The organism is Streptomyces sp. NPDC053432 (genome assembly GCF_055585365.1).
Genome location: NZ_JBVJKF010000020.1, coordinates 74,523 through 92,932, shown reverse-complemented (window position 1 = coordinate 92,932; position 18,410 = coordinate 74,523). Strand labels below are relative to the sequence as shown.

The following is an 18,410-nucleotide window of genomic DNA, read 5'->3' as shown; positions in this document are numbered from 1 at the left end:
GATGGATTGGTGGTGGAGTGGGGTGGAGCGGGTCAGGAGGGCAGGGCCGTGGCCAGCAGCCCGGCCAGCGCGGCGCAGTGCGGGGGGTCCACCAGGTCGTGGTGGTTGCCCGGGACCGCCGCCCGCAGGACGTCGCCCGCGGTGCGCGCATGCCAGGCCGCGGGGTCCACCAGCGGGGTCGCGAGTTCCGGGTGCCGCTCGTCGACGGTGAAGAGGTGCAGGCCGATGGCGAGGACGGCGTCGGTGCGGTAGGCGGCGGAGGCCGCTCCGTTCGCCTCGGCGACCCGCAGCACTCTGCGCAGGGCCTCCGTGGGGGCGGTACGGGGGAGGGTGCCCTCCGCGCGGCCCCGGCGCACCAGGACGTCGAGCAGTTCCTCCTCGTCCAGTTCGCGCGCCGAGTCGGCGTCGATCCCGGCGGCGATGCCGTACCGCAGCAGGTCCGGATCGCCCGGCCCCGCATCCGTACCGGCCCGGTTGCCGGGAGCCGCCCCCGGCGCGGCCGTGTCGATCAGGCCGAGGAAGGCGACCTCCTCGCCGGCGGCCTCCAGCCGGGCGGCCATCTCGTAGGCCACCGTCCCGCCGAACGACCAGCCGGCCAGCAGGTACGGGCCGTGCGGCTGCTCCTCGCGCAGGGCGGCCAGGTAGCGCTCGGCCATCTCGGGCACCGTCTCCAGCGGCCTCTCGCCGGTGTTGTAGCCCACCGACTCCAGACCGAGGATCCGCCGGTCGCCCCCGGGACGGGCGGACAGGTCCCGCACCAGGTCCCGGTAGCAGACGACATCGCCGCCCCGCGGGTGGACGAGGACCAGCGGCGGCCTGGACGGGTCACCATCGGCCAGCGGCACCAGCAGCCTGGTGGCGGCCGCCCCCGCGTCCGGCAGCGCCTCGCACAGCAGCTCCACGGTGCGCCGACGGAACACCAGGTTCAGCGGCAGCTCCACCCCGAACTCCCGGCGCACGGCCGCCATCAGGGCGAACGCCTTGAGCGAGTGGCCGCCGAGCGCGAAGAAGTCGTCACGCACCCCGATCGGGGCCGTGCCCAGGGTCTGCTCCCACAGCCGCGCCATCCGCAGCTCGGTCGTGTCGCGCGGAGGGATCCGGCCCGCGCCGTCGCCGCGCGCCGCGTCCGCCGACGGCGCCGGCAGCGCCTTGCGGTCGAGCTTGCCGTTCGGGGTGAGGGGGAGCCGCTCCAGCGCGGTGAGGACCGCCGGGACCATGTACTCGGGGAGGTCCTGGCGCAGGAAGTCGCCGAGCTCGCGCACGTCGCCCTCCTCGTCCCGCCAGGTCACGTAGCCGGCCAGGACGGCGTCCACCCCCGTGCCGTGGACGGCCACGGCCGCCGCCAGCACCCGCGGGTGGCGGGCGAGCGCGGACTCGATCTCGCCGAGCTCCATGCGGTGGCCGCGCACCTTCACCTGGCCGTCGGCCCGGCCCCGGTACTCCAGCGTGCCGTCCGCGAGCCGGCGTACGAGGTCACCGGTGCGGTACAGCCGCTCGCCCGCCCCGTACGGATCGGGTACGAACCGGTCCGCGGTCAGCCCCGGCCGCCCGTGGTAGCCGCGGGCCACGCCGTCACCGCCGATGTAGAGCTCGCCGAACACACCCACCGGCACCGGGCGCAGCGCCGCGTCCAGTACGTGCAGCCGGGTGTTGGCGAGCGCCGTGCCGATCGGCACCGGCCCGTCGCCGACGGGCCCGGACAGCCGGTGCGCCGTCGACCAGACGGTGGTCTCCGTCGGCCCGTACACGTTCCGGACGGTGCCCAGCGCCGTACGCATCCGCTCGGCCAGGGCCGACGGCAGCGCCTCGCCGCCGCACAGCGCCCGTACGTGGGGGGCCCGCCACCCCGACTCCATCAGCTGGTGCCAGGTGGCCGGAGTGGCCTGGACTACCGTGACCGGCGCCGCGTCGAGCTCCTTCGCGAGCAGGGTGCCGTCCCGCGCGGTCTCGCGGTCGACGACCCGTACGGTCGCTCCGCACACGAGCGGGACCAGGAGCTCCAGCACGGCGATGTCGAAGGAGGCGGTGGTGACGGCCGCGACCGTGTCACCGGCCGTCAGCTCCAGCCTGCGGACCATGTCCCGGGTGAAGTTGGCCAGCGCCCGGTGCGGGACGGTGACCCCCTTCGGGCGTCCCGTCGAGCCCGAGGTGTAGAGGGCGTACGCCAGCTGCTCCGGCTCCAGCCGAACGGGTGCGGGGTCGGCCGGCGCGCTGCCATCCGCGGCCAGGGCGTCGAGGTCCACCACGGCGACCCCGTCCGGGGCCTGCGCGGCTTCGGACAGGCCGGACACCACCATGACCCGGGCGCCGCTGTCCGCGAGCATGTAGCCGATGCGGTCGGCCGGATAGCCGGGGTCCACGGGCACGTACAGGCCGCCGGAGCGCAGCACGCCCAGCAGCGCCGCCGGGAGCAGTACCGAGCGCTCCGCGCAGACCGCCACCGCGGCCTCCGGACCGACACCGAGGCGGGTCAGCTCCCGGGCCAGCCGGCCCGAGACCTCCCACAGCCCGGCGTACGTCAGGCTCCGGTCGCCGTCGTCCACGGCGACCGCCCGCGGCGTACGGCAGGCCTGCTCGCCGACGAGCACGGGCAGCGGCCGGTCGGTGGCGGGCTCGGCGGAGCCGGTGCCCTCATCCAGGAGCCGGCGCTCCTCGGCCGGCCCCATCAGGGGCATGGAGCCCAGCGGGCTCGTGGGATCGGCCACCGCGGCCGTGAGCAGTTCGGTCAGCGCCGAGGTCATGCGCTCGACGGTCGCCCGGTCGAAGAGGTCGGTGGCGAACACGGCCTCACCGCGCAGCGCGCCCCCCTCCTCGACGAAGTACAGCGAGAGGTCGAACTTCGAGGCACCGCTGGCCAGCGAGAGCGGTTCGACGTCCAGGCCGCCCGGCGCGGGCGGCGCGGCGGCCTCCTCGTCGAGCACCAGCATCACCTGGAACAGCGGGTTGCGGCTCAGGTCGCGCTCCGGCCGCACCTCCTCCACCAGGCGCTCGAACGGCACCTCCTGGTGGGCGTAGGCGCCCAGCGCCGTGTCCCGGGCGCGGTCCAGCAGCTCGCCGAAGGCCGGGTCGCCGGACAGGTCGGTGCGCAGCACCAGGTTGTTGACGAAGAAGCCGATGAGCGGCTCCAGCTCGGTGCGGTCACGGCCGGCGATGGGGGAGCCCACGGCCACGTCCTCGCCGCCCGACCAGCGTGCCAGCAGGGCCTGGAAGCCCGCCAGCAGCACCATGAACAGCGTGGCGTCGTGCCGGCGCCCCAGGTCACGCAGCTGCCGCAGCAGCGGCTCGGGCAGCTCGAAGGAGAGCTGCTCGCCGCGCCCGGACGGGGTGGCCGGCCGGGGCCGGTCGGTGGGCAGGTCCAGCGGGGCCAGGCCGCCGAGGCGCCCGCGCCAGTACCCCAGGGCGTCCGCGAGGGCGTCGTCGCCGAGGCGGTCGCGCTGCCAGGAGGCGAACTCGCGGTAGGAGACGGCGAGTTCAGGCAGCGGCTCGGCCCCTTCGACGGTGCGGGCCCGGTATGCGGCGAAGAACTCCCGCCAGAACACCCCCACCGACCAGCCGTCGAAGGCGATGTGGTGGGCCACGATCACCAGCAGGTGCTCCCGCGCCGCGATCCGCACCAGCCGGGCCCGCAGCGGGCCCGCGGCCGTCAGGTCGAAGGGCAGCGCGGCGTCGTGCGCGGCCAGCTCCCGCGCCCGCTCCTCGGCCGCCGGCGCCCCGAGCTGCGAGAGGTCGGTGAAGTCGGGGGCGAACAGGGAGGCCGGGCCGGGCACGACGCGGGCCGCGAAGGCCCCCTCGTCGCCGCTTTCCCCGGTCTCCTCGATCCGGGAGCGCAGCACCTCGTGCCGGGCGACGACGTCCGTCAGCGCGCCCAGGGCGGCGGCGGTGTCGAGCTCCCCGGTCAGCCGTACGGCACCGGGCATGTTGTAGTCGGGCCGGCCCGGCTGGAGCCGGTCCAGCAGCCACAGCCGCTGCTGCCCGAAAGACAGCGGGCCGGGCCCCTCGGGCAGCGCGGGGATCGTCGCTCCCGGCGCGTCCGCCGCGACCGGTGAGGTCAGCGCCCGGGCCAGGTCCTCGGCCACGGGGTGCCGGAAGAGCAGCTGCATCGGGATGTCCAGGTCCAGCAGGGCGCGCAGCCGGGAGATGACCCGGGTGGCGCGCAGGGAGTGCCCGCCGCGCTCGAAGAAGTGGTCATGGACACCGATCGGGCCCTCGCCGAGCACCTCCTCCCAGACCTCGACGACCGTCCGCTCCAGCGGGGTGCGCGGCGCCACGTACGCCCGGTGCCCGCCGGTCGCGCCGGCCTCCGGCGCGGGCAGCGCCCGGCGGTCGGTCTTCCCGTTCGGGGTCAGCGGCAGCGCGTCCAGCACCACCAGCGCGGACGGCACCATCGCCGCAGGCAGGGCCGCGCGGACGAAGTCCAGCACGGCGGCCGGATCACCGCCGCCCTCCCGCCACACCACGTACCCGGCGAGCAGCCGGTCGGCGCCCTCGCCGTGCGCGGCGGCCACGGCCCGGGCCACGTCCGGATGCCGCAGCAACGCGGCCTCCACCTCGCCCAGTTCGATCCGGTGGCCCCGGACCTTGACCTGGTTGTCCCGGCGGCCGTGGAACTCCAGCACCCCGTCGGACCGCAGTCGCGCCAGGTCACCGGTACGGTACATGCGCGCGCCGGGCGGCCCGTACGGGTCCGGCGGATAAGCCTCGGCGGTGCGCGCCGGATCGCCCAGGTAGCCGCGGGCCACCCCACGGCCGGCGATGAACAGCTCGCCGATCGCGCCCCGGGGGAGCGGTTCGAGGTGCTCGCCGAGCACGAGGACCCGGGCGCCGGGCAGCGGCCGTCCGATGGGGATGTGGCCCGCCTCGATGTCGGCGTCCGTCACCACGTGGTACGTGGTGGTGTTCGTGCACTCCGTCGGACCGTACTGGTTGACCAGCCGCAGCCGGCCGGGTACGCCCAGGGTGCGGGCGGCGCGCGCCAGTCCGGGCGTCAGCGCCTCGCCGGTGGTCATCACCAGCCGCAGTGCGGCCGCGGGTTCGGTGACGGCGGCGACCAGCGGTTCCAGCATCGACGGGACGATCGACAGCAGCGCCGTCACACCCTCGCCGTGCAGCAGCCGGGCCAGCGCCTCCGGATCCCCGGCCTCGTCCTGCGAGGCCAGTACGATCCGCCCGCCGGTGGTCAGCGGGGCGAACAGGTCACGCACCGAAGGGTCGAAGGTCAGCGCGGTACGGGCGAGCACCGCGTCCCCGGGGCCGAGGCCGAAGGTGGCGGTCAGCGCCGCCAGGTAGCCGGTGATCGCGGCGTGTGTGACGGCCACGCCCTTGGGGCGGCCGGTGGACCCGGAGGTGTACAGCAGATAGGCCAGGTGCGCGGGGGAGGCGGGGACGGGCGGCTCCGTGGCGGGCAGCGTGTCCACCACGTGCTGCTCGGCGTCCAGGTCCAGGACCGGTACGCCGCCGGTCAGGTCCGAGGGCGGCCCGGCGGGCAGGCCCGCCGTCAGCACCAGGTGGGCGCCGCTGTCGGCGAGGACCGTACGGACCCGCTCGGCCGGGTGTCCCGGGTCGAGCGGCACGTAGGCGCCGCCGGCCTTCAGCACCGCGAGGACGCACACCAGCATCCGCGGGTCCCGGGCGGCCAGTACGGCCACCCGGGTCTCGGGGCCGGTGCCGAGCTCCCGCAGGCGGTGGGCCAGCCGGTTGGCGGCCGCGTCGAGCTCCGCGTAACCGAAGGTGCGGCCCTCGCAGGTCACGGCCGGGGCGTCCGGCCGCAGCCGGGCCTGTTCCGCCACCAGCGAGTGCAGGGTCCGGTCCGCCGGCCCGTCAGCCCGGGGACCCGGGTCCTCTCCGAGCAGGGCGGCGTGCTCCCGCGGGGACAGCACGTCCAGCCGGGACAGCGGCGTGTCGGGCGTCTCGGCCGCACTGGCCAGCAGCCGCAGGTAGTGGGCGCCGAACCGCTCCACGGTGGCCCGCTCGAAGAGGTCCGTCGCGTACTGCACGGTGCCGGTGAGACCGCCGGGGTGCTCGGTCATCGCGAGACTGAGGTCGAACTTGGCCGTCCCGTTGGACGTGTCGAGGCTCTCGACCTCCACACCGTCCAGCGGCAGGGCGGCGAGCTGCTCGGGATGGAGCTGGAACAGCACGTCGAAGAGCGGGTTGCGGCTGAGGTCGCGCTCCGGCCGCAGCTCCTCCACCAGCCGGTCGAAGGGAACGTCCTGGTGCTCGTACGCGGCCAGCGCGGTCCGGCGCACCCGGTCCAGCAGTTCACCGAAGGCCGGGTCGCCGGACAGGTCGGTGCGCAGCACGAGGGTGTTGACGAAGAAGCCGATGAGCGGCTCCAGTTCGGTGCGGTCGCGGCCCGCGATGGGTGAGCCCACCGCGATGTCGACCTGGCCCGTGTAGCGGGCCAGCAGCGCCTGGAAACCGGCCAGCAGCACCATGAACAGGGTGGCGCCGCGCTCCCGGGCCAGCGCGCCGAGCCGCTGGGCGAGCTCGGCCGGGACCTCGAAGACGAAGGAGTCGCCCGCGCCGGAGCGCACCTGCGGCCGCGGCCGGTCGGTGGGCAGCTCCAGGGCAGGGAGCCCGCCGAGGGCCGCCCGCCAGTGCATGATGCCCGCGTCGGCCTCGCCGTCCGCCAGCCGGCGCTGCTGCCAGTACGCGAAGTCCCCGTACTGCACCGGCAGTGCCGGCAGCACCGGACGCTCGCCGCGGCGCAGGGCCGCGTAGGCCCCGGACAGCTCGCGCCACAGCACCGGCATCGACCAGCCGTCGCCGACGGTGTGGTGCAGGACCAGGACGAGGAGGTGCTCGTCGTCGGCGACGCGCACCACGCGGGCCCGCAGCAGGGGCGCCGAGCCCAGGTCGAAGGGTGCGGCGGCGTCGGCGTGGGCCAGGCCGAGCGCCCGCGAACGGGCCTCCTCGCGGGGCCGGTCCCCCAGGTCGGTGCGGACGGGGACGAAGACCTCCGGCGCCTCCACGACCTGTACGGGGCCCGACGGGCCCTCGGCGATCCGCGAGCGCAGCACCTCGTGCCGGGACACGACGGCGCACAGCGCGGCGGCCAGCGCGTCGGCGTCCAGCGCGCCCCGCAGCCGGGCCGCGACGGGAATGTTGTAGTCGGGCCGGCCGGGCTGGAGCTGGTCCAGGAACCACAGCCGCTGCTGCGCGAACGACAGCGGCGCGGGCTCCCCGGCCGGCCGTGCGCCGATCGCGGTGACGGGGGTCGCCTGCGCGGCGTCGGGGCCGTCGCCGCGCAGGGCGTCCAGCGCCGAGGCGAACCGCTCCAGCGTCGGGTGTTCGAACAGCAGCCGCAGCGGCACGCCCGTGCCCAGGCGGGCGCCGAGGCGCGACACGGCGCGGGTGGCCCGCAGCGAGTGGCCTCCGAGGGCGAAGAAGTCGTCGTGGCGGCCGATCCGCCCGGTGCCCAGCACCTCGCCCCACACGGCCGCGGCGAGTTCCTCGGTCGCGGTCGCCGGCGCCGCGAACTCGGCCCGGAGCAACCCCTCCTCGGGGGGCGCGGGCAGCGCGCGCCGGTCCAGCTTGCCGTTCGGCGTCACCGGCAGCGCCGTGAGCGACACGATCGCCGAGGGCAGCATGTACGCGGGCAGCCGCTCGGTCAGCGCCCGGCGCAGCTCCGCCGGGTCCGCCACCTGGCCCTCCGAGGGCACCACGTAGGCGACCAGCCGCTGCTCGCCGGGGGTGTCCTCGCGGACCACCACCGCGGCGTGTGCGACCCTCGGGCCACGGGCCAGCTCGGCCTCGATCTCGCCCGGCTCGATCCGGTGGCCGCGGATCTTGACCTGATGGTCGCTGCGGCCGAGGTAGTCGACGGTGCCGTCGGGGCGCCGCCGGGCCAGGTCGCCCGTGCGGTACATCCGGGCGCCCGGAGCGCCGTACGGGTCGGGGGTGAACTGCCGCGCGGTCAGGCCGGGCCGGCCGAGGTAGCCGCGTGCCACGCCGGTACCGCCGACGCACAGTTCGCCGACGGCGCCCTGCGGCACCGGGCGGCCGCGCCCGTCCAGGACGTACAGGCGGGTGTCGTCCAGGGCGGTGCCGATGGGGACCCGGCCGTCGACGACGGCGCCGGCGCGGGGGTCCAGCCGGTGGCGCGTGGCGAAGGTGGTGGTCTCGGTGGGCCCGTAGGCGTTGACGAGGACGGTGTCCGGAGCCCGCTCCAGGGCCCGGGCGAAGGAGTGCGGGGAGGCGGCCTCGCCGCCGGTCCACACCTCCCGCACCCGTGTCAGCAGCTCCACGCACTCCTCGACCACCAGGTTGAACAGGGCGGCCGTGAGGAACATCGAGGTGATCCGGTGCTCCTCCACCAGCCGGGCCAGGGCGGCGGTGTCCACCCGGCCGGGCGGCGCCATGACGACCAGCCCGCCGGACAGCAGGGGCGCCCACAGTTCGTACGTCGAGGCGTCGAACGACAGCGGGGAGTGGGCCAGCACCCGCCGGTGCGCTGTGCCGAAGGCGGTGTCACGGGCGAGCGCCGCGACGTTGGCGTGCGTGACGCCGATGCCCTTCGGCTCGCCCGTGGAACCGGAGGTGTACATCACGTACGCCAGCTGGTCCGGCGAGCACGGCGGGTACGGGACCGGTGCGGCGGGCGGGGCCCCGTCCGCCGGCGCCGTGGCGTCGAACACCGGAACGGGCGAGGTGCGGACCGCCTCGTGGCCGGCCGTCGCGGGATCGGCGAGCAGCAGGCGGGCGCCGGTCCGCTCCAGCATCCAGTGCAGCCGGGCGACGGGGAACCCCTCGCCGAGCGGGACGTAGAGTCCGCCGGCCTTCAGCACGGCCAGGATCGCCACCGGGAGGTGGACCGAGCGCTCCATCAGCAGGGCGACCGGGGTCTCGCGGTCCACCCCGGCGGCGGCCAGCCGAGCCGCCAGCAGGTCGGACCGGGAGTCGAGTTCGGCGAAGCTCAGGCGGTCGGCGCCGCAGACCACGGCCTCGGCGCCGGGAGTGCGCCGGACCTGCTCGGCGAACAGCTCCACCAGGGAGGCCGGGGCCAGGTCCGGGCGGGCCGTGCCGTGCCCCTCGGCCGCGAGCCGGGCCGCGGTCGGGGCGGAGGGCAGCAGCTCGGCCAGGGGACGGTCGGGCTCCTCGGCGGCGGAGGCCAGCAGCTCCAGGTAGTGACCGAGGACGAGTTCGGCCGTGGCCCGGTCGAACAGGTCGGTGTCGAAGACCAGCGAGCCGGAACAGGTCTCGGCGCCCTCGGAGACGAAGACGCTCAGGTCGAAGAGGGAACCGCCGAAGTCCATCCGCACGGCCCGCGCGTCCAGCCCCGGCAGTCGCAGCCCGGCCGTCTCGTCCTGGGCCGAGGCGAACATCACCTGCACGAGCGGGTTGCGGTCACCGACCCGCTCGGGGCTCAGGTGCTCCACCAGCCGGTCGAAGGGCACCTCCTGGTGGTCGTACGCGTCCACCGTCGCCCGGCGGACCCGCCCGAGCAGCTCACGGAAGCCCACCTCGCCCGACAGGTCGGCGCGCAGCACCACGGTGTTGACGAAGAACCCGACGAGGGGCTCCAGTTCCACCCGGTCGCGCCCGGCCACCGGGGTGCCGACGGCGATGTCCGTGCTGCCGGCGTAGCGGGCCAGGGTGGCCTGGAAGCCGGCCAGGAGCGTCATGAAGAGGGTGGCGCCGGCGCCCTCGGCGATCCCGCGCAGCCGGGCGGTGAGGCGGGCGTCGAGGGTGAACTCCAGGCTCGCGCCGTCGCCGCTGCGACGGGTGGGACGGGGCCGGTCCGCGGGGAGTTCGAGAGCCTCCAGCCCCGCCAGGGACCTCTCCCACCAGCGCAGCGATCCGTCCATCGCACCGCTCGCGAACCGGTCGCGCTGCGTACGGGCGTACGCCTGGTAGTCCAGGGGCAGCGGCGCCTGCGCCGGGGGCCGCCCCGCGAGCAGGGCCGCGTAGCCCTCGGACAGCTCCCGCCACAGCAGACCCATGGACCAGCCGTCGGTAGCTATGTGGTGGACCACCAGCACCAGCAGGTGGTCCTCGGCGCCGAGCCGGATCAGCAGGGCGCGCAGCAGCGGGCCGGCCGCGAGGTCGAAGGGTCTGCGGACCTCCTCCCGAGCCAGGCCGTGGGCCCGCTCCTCCAGTTCGGCGAGCGGGGCGTCACCCAGGTCCAGCACCGGCAGCGGGACCGCCGCCGGGGCGGGCAGGACCACCGGGTGCGGGGCGCCGTCGCGCTCCTCGAAGACGGTGCGCAGCGGTGCGTGACGGGCCACGACGGCCGTCAGGGCGCGGCGCAGCTGCTCCGGATGGAGGCAGCCGCGCAGCCGCACGACCTCGGGGATCGCATAGCCGGGGGTGCCGTCCGCCATCCGGTCCACCAGCCACATGCGCTCCTGGGCGAACGAGGCGACGGGCTCGGTGTCCGGACCGTCGGCGGCCGCAGCGGGGACGGGCGCCGGCGCGGCGGCCGGACCGGCCGCCGTGTCGTCCAGTGCGGCGCGCACCCGGCGGCGCAGCAGTTCACGGGCGGCGGCCAGGCGGCCGTCCGTGCCGGTGGCCGGCAGGCTCTCCTGGGTGGTCACGAGGTCTCTCCCTGAAGTACGAGTGAAGGAACGGCGGCGTCGGTGGCGGCGAACGGGGCCGGATCGGCCTCCAGTTCGGCCAGCAGCACCGTTTCGACGGCGATGGCGAGGGCGGCGACGGTCCGCTGCTCGAAGAGGGTGTGCAGGGGCAGGTCCAGGCCGAGGGACTGGCGCAGCCGGGCCGCCACCCGGGTGGCGCTCAGCGAGTGCCCCCCGAGGGCGAAGAAGTCGTCGTGGCGGCCGATCCGCGGCGCGTCCAGTACGGAGGCCCACACCATGGCGACCAGTTCCTCGGTCTCCCCGGCGGGCGGCTCGTACCCGGTGGCGGCCGCCGCGGCGGGCGCCGGGAGCGCCCTGCGGTCGAGCTTGCCGTTCGGCGTGACGGGCAGCCCGTCCACGACGACCAGCACCGGCACCATGTACTCGGGCAGGGAGCGGGCCAGTTCGGCGCGCATCGGCTCGGTGTCCGGGGCCGGGTCCGCCCCGGCCTGCGGGACGACGTACCCGACGAGCCTGCGCTCGCCCGGCACGTCCTCGCGGACGACGACCGCGGCCCGGCCCACGCCGTCGAGATGGCCCAGTGCGGACTCGATCTCGCCCAGTTCGATCCGGAAACCGTGGATCTTCACCTGGTCGTCGGTACGGCCCAGGTACTCCACCGAGCCGTCGGCCCGGTGGCGGGCCAGGTCACCGGTGCGGTACATGCGCGAGCCCGGCGGGCCGAACGGGTCCAGCGGGAAGCGCTCCGCGGTCAGCGCCGGGCGCCGCAGGTATCCGCGGGCCAGGCCCGCGCCCGCCAGGAACAGCTCGCCGGCGACCCCCACCGGGACGGGCCGGCCCCGCGGGTCGAGCACGTACAGCGAGGTGTTCCAGATGGGCCGGCCGATCGGCACGGGCCCGGCGTCCTCGCGGCGGCAGTCCCAGTGCGTGACGTCCACGGCCGCCTCCGTGGGCCCGTACAGGTTGTGCAGGGGCACGTCGAGCACATCGAGGAACCGGTTCTTCAGCTCCTCGGGCAGGGCCTCACCGCTGCACACGACCCGCCGCAGCGACCGGCAGCGGCCCGCCCCGGGATCCTCGACGAACGCCGCCAGCATGGACGGGACGAAGTGGACGGTGGTGACCGACTCCTCCTGGATCACCCGGCTGAGGTAGGCGGGGTCCTTGTGCCCGCCTGGCTCTGCGACCACCAGGGCCGCGCCGGTGATCAGCGGCCAGAAGAACTCCCACACCGACACGTCGAAGCCGAACGGGGTCTTCTGCAGCACCCGGTCGTCCGCGCCCAGCCGGTACCGGTCCTGCATCCACAGCAGCCGGTTGACGATGGCCGAGTGCTCCACGACCACGGCCTTGGGCCGCCCCGTCGACCCGGACGTGTAGATCACGTACGCGGGGTGCCCGGGCAGCGGCGCCGGCCCCACCGCACCGGAGTCCACGTCGTGGACGGCCCCCGGATCCAGCCGGGGCAGGTCCGCCGAGACCGGCAGCCCCGCCGCCACCCCGTCGTCCGCGAGCAGCAGCACCGGCTCGGCGTCGGCCAGCAGGTACGCGATCCGGTCGGCCGGCAGCGAGGGGTCCACCGGAAGGTAGGCCGCCCCCGACTTCAGCACGGCCAGCAGCGAGACCACCATGTCGGTGGAGCGGTGCAGGGCGACGGCGACGATCTCCTCCGGACCGGCGCCCCGGCCGCGCAGGGCCTGGGCCAACCGCTCTGCGCGGGCGTCGAGTTCGCCGTACGTCAGGCGCTCGCCACGGAAGACGGTCGCCGTGGCCTGCGGCGTCCTGGCCACCTGCCGCTCGAACAGCTCCACCAGCGTGGTGTCGGGGACGGGCACGGCGGTGCCGTTCCACTCCCGGATCAGCCGGTGCTGCTCCGCGGACAGCAGGTCCACCTCCCCGACCGCGGTGGCGGGGGCGTCGGCGACGGTCGTGAGCAGCCGCTCCAGCGCCTCGCCCACGCTGCGCGCCGTCCGCGCGTCGAGGACGTCCGTGCGGTGGTCGAGGTGCAGCCGCAGCCGCTCCCCGGGCAGCACGATGAGGTTGACGGTGTAGTGGGTGGCGTCCGAGCCCTCCACCCCGGTCAGCCGCGGTCCGCCGGCCAGTTCCCGCATCGACTCCAGGTCGAGCGGGTAGTTCTCGACGACGACCGTGGTGTCGAAGAGGGTGCCCAGCCCGGCCGCCCGCTGGATGCCGGCGAGCCCGGCGTGCTGGTGGTCCATCAGCTCCGTCTGCTCGTCCTGGAACCGGGCGAGCGCGGCCAGCAGCGGCTCGTCCTCGCGGACCCTGAACCGCACGGGCAGCGTGTTGATCAGGAGTCCGACCATGTCCTCGATGCCCGCGACGTCCGCGGTCCGCCCGGAGACGGTCCCGCCGAACACCACGTCGTCCCGCCCGGTCACCCGCCCCAGCAGGATCGCCCAGACGCCCTGGACCACACTGTTGAGGGTCACGCCCGCGCTGCGGGCCCGCGCGGTGAGCCGGGCCGTCAGCTCGGCCGACAGCTCCAGCGGGACCCGCTCGGGCAGCGCGTCGATCCGGTTCGGATCGGCCGCGCCCAGCAGGGTCGGCTCCTCCAGCCCGGCCAGCGCGGCGCTCCACGCGGCCTCGGCGGCGCCGTCGTCCTGGCGGGCCAGCCAGTCCAGGTGCGAGCGGTACGGGACCGCTTCCGCGACCGCACCGGGCTCGGCGCCCGAGGTCTGTTCGGCGTATCCGGTGAGCAGTTCGCGCAGCAGCACCGCCGAGGACCAGCCGTCCCAGACGATGTGGTGGTTGGTCATGACGAGGCGGTGCTCGGCCGCACCGAACCGGACCAGGGTGAAGCGCACCAGCGGCGGCCGCTCCAGGTCGAAGCGTCGGGCCCGGTCGGCCGCGAGGAGCCGCTGCCACTCGCGCTCCCGGTCCGCGGATCCGAGTCCGCCCAGGTCCACGGCCTCCCACGGCACCTCGACGGACTCGACGACGATCTGCGCCGGCCCGTCCAGACCCTGGTCGGTGAAGGCGGAGCGCAGCGCGGTGTGGCGGCGCAGCAGCCGGTCGCAGGACGCCCGCAGGGTGTCCTCGTCCAGGCCACCGTCCAGGGTGAGGACGATCTGGCCGGTGTAGGCGTCCATCGCGCCCGTGTCGAAGGCGGAGTGGAAGAAGAGCCCCTCCTGGAGCGGCGAGAGCGGCAGCACGTCGCAGAGCCCGGCGTAGCGCGCGGCCAGGGCGTCCGTCTCCGACTGCGTCAGCCGGACCAGCGGCAGGTCACGCGGGGTGAGGCGGCGCGGCCGGGGGGCGCCCGTCCAGCCGGCCAGCAGGCGCAGGGCATCGCCCCAGGCCGCCACCAGGGCGTCCGCCTCGGCCTCGGTCAACAGCTCCGCGGGATGGGTGACGACCGCGGTGAAGACGGGACCGGCGGCGCCGTCCACGGCGACGGCGTCGATCTGCAGGGCGTGCTCGACGGGCATCGCCGGATCCACCTCGGCCCGCAGGCCGCCCGCCTCGGGGGCGGGGCTCCACGGGGCCTCGTCCCCGCCGGCGAACCTGCCCAGGTAGTTGAACAGGATCCGGGGGCGCGGGACGCCGGACAGCTGCGCGGCGGTGCGCGGATCGAGCCTGCTCAGCAGCCCGAAGCCCGTGCCGTGGTCCGGTACGGAGGCGACCGTCGAGTGGATCCGCGCGACCAGGTCGGCGAGCGCGTCACCGCCCTGGGCCGCCGCGTCCAGGTCGAGGTCGGCCAGGTCGAACCGGACCGGGTACTGGGTGGTGAACCAGCCCACGGTGCGCGCCAGGTCGTGCCGGCCGGTGCGGTCGACGCGGCCGTGGCCCTCCAGGTCGACCAGCAGCGAGCCGGGGGAGCTGCCGGGGGAGCGCAGGCGGTGCGCCGCGAGGACCAGTCCCGCGAGCAGCACCTCGGCCGGGCCGGTGCGCAGCGCACCGGGCACCCCGGCCAGCAGCGGACCGGCGACCTCGGCGGGCAGGCCGAGCGTCAGCGTGCGCGTGGCGCCGGCGGTGTCCCGCACCGGGTCGGGGATCCGCTGCCAGGGCTCCCGCGGGTCCGGGGCGTCCCCGGAGCCCTCCAGCGTCGAGCGCCAGAAGGGGAGCTCGGCCTGCACCTCCGGGGAGCCCGCCTGGAGTTCGAGATGGTGGGCCCACGCGCGGAACGAGACCTCCCCGTCCGTCCCGTCCGTGGTCGGCAGTGGACGCCCGGTGGCGGCGGCCTCCCAGGCCGTGGCCAGGTCGGCCGTCAGGATCCGCCAGGAGACCCCGTCCACGGCCAGGTGGTGCACGCACAGCAGCAGCCGGTCCGGCGCCGCCCCACCGCTGTCGAAGCGCACCGCCCGGAGCATCACCGAGGCCGCGGGGTCCAGCTGTCCGGCCGCCTCCCGGGCCGCCTCCGCCATGATCGCGACGCGGGCGGGTTCGTCCGCCCCGGCCACGCCGACGGTGCGGTACAGCCGGGACACGTCGACCGAACCGGGCTCGCCGACCGTGCACAGCCGGCCCTCCGGGCCGCCGGTCACGCCGAGGCGCAGCGCCCCGTGCCGGTCCACGACCGACTGCAGGACCCGTACGAGCGTCGCGTCGTCCGCGCCCTCGGGCAGGGTCAGCACCATGGACTGGCTGAACCGGCCGATGGGACCCGGCCCGTCGAGGAGCCAGCGCATGACCGGGGTCGCGGGGAGCGGACCGCACTCCGCGACGGCCGGAACGGCGGCGGCCGGGGAGGTCCCGTGGCCGGGCTCGCCGACGGCCGCGGCGAGGGCGGCCGGGGTCTTGTGCGCGAACACCTCGCGCAGGGTGAAGGAGAAGCCGCGGGTCCGCGCCCGGCTGGTCAGGCCGAGGGCGGTGATGCTGTCGCCGCCGAGCTCGAAGAAGTTGTCGTCCGGGGTCGCGGCGGTGCCGAGGGCCTCGGAGAACAGATCCGCTAGCGCCAGCTCGGTGGCGCCGTACACGCGCTCGGGGTGCTGCGGACGGGCCGCGGCCTCGGGTACGCGCAGCCGCGCGCGGTCGACCTTCCCGCCCGTGGTGAGGGGCAGCCGGTCCACCGCCACGAACGTGCGGGGCACCATGTAGCCCGGCAGGACCCGGCCCAACTCCGCTGCCAGCGCGTCCGGTTCGGGCGCCGGGCCGCCGTCGGCCGGCGGTGCCACGAAGGCGACGAGCCGACGGGCTCCGCCCGCGGGGGCGTGCACGACGACCGCGGCCTGCCCCACCGAGGGCTGCCGGCCGAGCACCGCCTCGATCTCGCCCAGTTCGATCCGGTGGCCATTGATCTTGACCTGGCGGTCCACCCGTCCCAGGAACTCCAGTTCGCCCCGTGCCGTCCAGCGCACGAGGTCGCCCGTCCGGTACATCCGCGCACCGGGCACACCGCAGAAGGGGTCCGGCACGAAACGGTCGGCGGTCATGGCGGCGCGCCCCGCGTACCCCTGGGCGAGACCCGCACCGGCCACGCAGAGCTCGCCGGTCGCTCCCGGCGGCAGCAGCCGCAGCCCCCGGTCGACCACGTACGCACGGTGGTTGACCATCGGGCGCCCGATCGGCGGGATCCGGCCGTGCGAGGGGGGAAGCACCCGGTGCATGGTCACGGACACGGCCGCCTCGGTGGGCCCGTACGCGTTCCAGACCTCGCGGCCGTCCGTCGCCCAGCGGTCCACGGCGTCCCCGGACGGGGCCTCACCGCCCGTGGACAGGAACCGCAGCGCCGGCAGTCCCGCAGGGTCCAGCAGCGGCAGGAGCGCCGGCGGCAGGTCGGCGACCGTCACCGCGTGCTCGGCGAGCAGCGCCTGGAGCCGGTCGACGTCGACCCGCTCGGCGTCGGTGGCGAGGACCAGGGTGGAACCGCTCAACAGGGAGCCGAACACGTCCAGGACCGACACGTCGAAGGACAGCGAGGCGAACCCGAGGAACCGTTCCGCACGCCCGGAACCGGCGAAGTCCCCGTACCCGGCGCCGTCACCCGCCCCGCACAGCGCGAGGTGGCCGCGCACGAAGTCGACGGCCGCCGCGTGCGGGACGACGACACCCTTCGGCTCGCCCGTACTGCCCGACGTGTACAGCAGGTACGCGGCGGACGCGCCCGGCACCGGCACGGACCTCCGGGCGACGGCGGAACCGTCCGCCGGCGCGCTCGCGTCGACCACGCCCGGCAGGTCGTGCGGCAGCCGGTCGCGGCTGCCCGGCCCGGCGACGACCGTGCGCAGCCCGGCGTCGCGCACGATGTACGCGATGCGCTCGGGGGGCAGGCCGGGATCGAGCGGTACGTAGCAGCCGCCCGCCTTCAGGACGCCGAGCAGGGCCGCGACCATCGACGGGGAGCGCTCCACGCAGACACCGACGGGGGTGCCCGGTTCGACGGCCGTCCGCAGCCGGTCCGCGATGTCCTCGGCCCAGGTGTCGAGCTCCTGGTAGGTGACCTCCTGGCCGGCGCAGATCACGGCGGCCCGCTCGGGGGTGCGCGCCGCCACCTCCTCGAAGAGCGTGTGCAGCGACGCGTCCCCCGCCACGGGGTCGACGCCGCCCTCGGCGAAGACGGCGAGCCGCTCCTCGTCCTCGGTGGTCAGGAAGGGCAGCGAGCCGACCGGAGCCTCGTCCTCGGCCGAGGCGAGGGCGACCAGGAAGCGGGTGAACCGCACACGCAGCGCGTCGAGTTCGGCCAGATCGAGGTCCGCGGCGTCGCCCTCGGCCTGCACGGTCAGCGGGCTGTCGCCGCCGCGGTCGTAGACGTTGAGGGAGACGTGCTCCACCGGGCCTACCGAGAGGTTGTGCGCGGAGGCGGGAGCACCGGCGAAGGACAGCTCGTAGTCGAAGGACATGAGGTTGACGGCGGCGTCCCACAGCCGGGGGCCGGTCCCGGTGAACTCCTCGATACGGTAACGCTGGTGTCGCAGGGCTTCCTTGATGCCGGCCGAGGTGTCGCGCAGCAGGTCGCCGACCGTCGTGTCCGCGGTGACCGTCAGCCGCAGCGGCAGCACCTTGGAGAACATGCCGGGCGTCCGGCGGGCGTCCGGGGTGGTGCGGCCGGTGACCGGGAGACCCAGGACCACGTCCTCGGTGCCGCCCGCGCGGTGCAGGTGGGCGGCTGCCGCGGCCATCACCAGCGCCGACCAGCGCGTGCCGTGCCGGCGGGCCGCCTCGCGCAGGGTGCGGGCCTCGGCGGGGGCGAGGTCGCCGCTCACCCGCACCGGCGTACCGGAGGGGGGCGCCGGGACGCTGCCGGTGAAGGAGACGGGCTCGGGTGCCCCGTCCAGGCGGGCCCGCCAGAACTCCCGGTCCTGCGCGCACCGTTCGGAACCTGCGTACTCCTCCTCCTCGGCCACGATCCGCTGCCACGGCGCGCTCTCGGCGGCCGGCACGGGCTCGCCCGCGGCCAGCGCCGAGTACACCCGCGCGGTCCGCCGCGCGAGGATCGAGCCGGTGACCCCGTCCGCGACGAGGTGGTGGTAGCCCTGCATCCAGCGGTAGGTCGCCGGACCGGTCCGCACCAGGAGGTACCGGCACACGTCCCCGGACGCCAGGTCCGTCGGCCGGGCCAGCTCGGCACGCATCAGCCGCTCGGACTCGGCGTCCGGGTCCGGGTGGCTGCTCACGTCGACCGTCTCCATCCGCAGCGGCGGCGGCCCGGCGGGAATCTGGTGCACCACCGCGTCCACCTCGGCGAACCGGACGCACAGCGTCTCGGTTCCGGCCACCGTCGTGCGCACCGCCTCGGCGAGCAGCTCCGGATCCACCGCCCCGCGGATCTCCAGGTACTCGGCGATGGTGTAGTCGAGGCGGGTGGGGTCGAGCTGCTGTGCGAACCAGACGCCGTTCTGCGGCGGGGTCAGGGGCAGCGGCCCGCGGTCGTGAGTGGCCATGCGGTGGTCAGTCTCCTCAGTCGGATCGGTCGATCAA

General features: G+C 75.7%; 2 protein-coding genes. Both read right to left on the bottom strand.

Annotated features, from left to right (window positions below; genetic code table 11):
• Nucleotides 1–32: 32 nt before the first annotated feature.
• A complete protein-coding gene (locus tag ACZ6Y1_RS28320; protein ID WP_469635841.1) occupies nucleotides 33–10,535 on the bottom strand; it encodes a non-ribosomal peptide synthetase in 10,503 nt (3,500 codons plus the stop codon).
• On the bottom strand, nucleotides 10,532–18,373 hold the full coding sequence (locus ACZ6Y1_RS28315) for an amino acid adenylation domain-containing protein (RefSeq protein WP_469635838.1): 7,842 nt from the start codon (nucleotides 18,371–18,373) through the stop codon (nucleotides 10,532–10,534). Before ACZ6Y1_RS28315 ends, ACZ6Y1_RS28320 begins: the two co-directional genes overlap by 4 nt.
• Nucleotides 18,374–18,410: the final 37 nt, after the last annotated feature.

Bases quoted from the DNA above. Each gene is read 5' to 3' on its own strand.
- ACZ6Y1_RS28315 (WP_469635838.1), bottom strand. From the start codon at position 18,373: ATGGCCACTCACGACCGCGGGCCGCTGCCCCTGACCCCGCCGCAGAAC.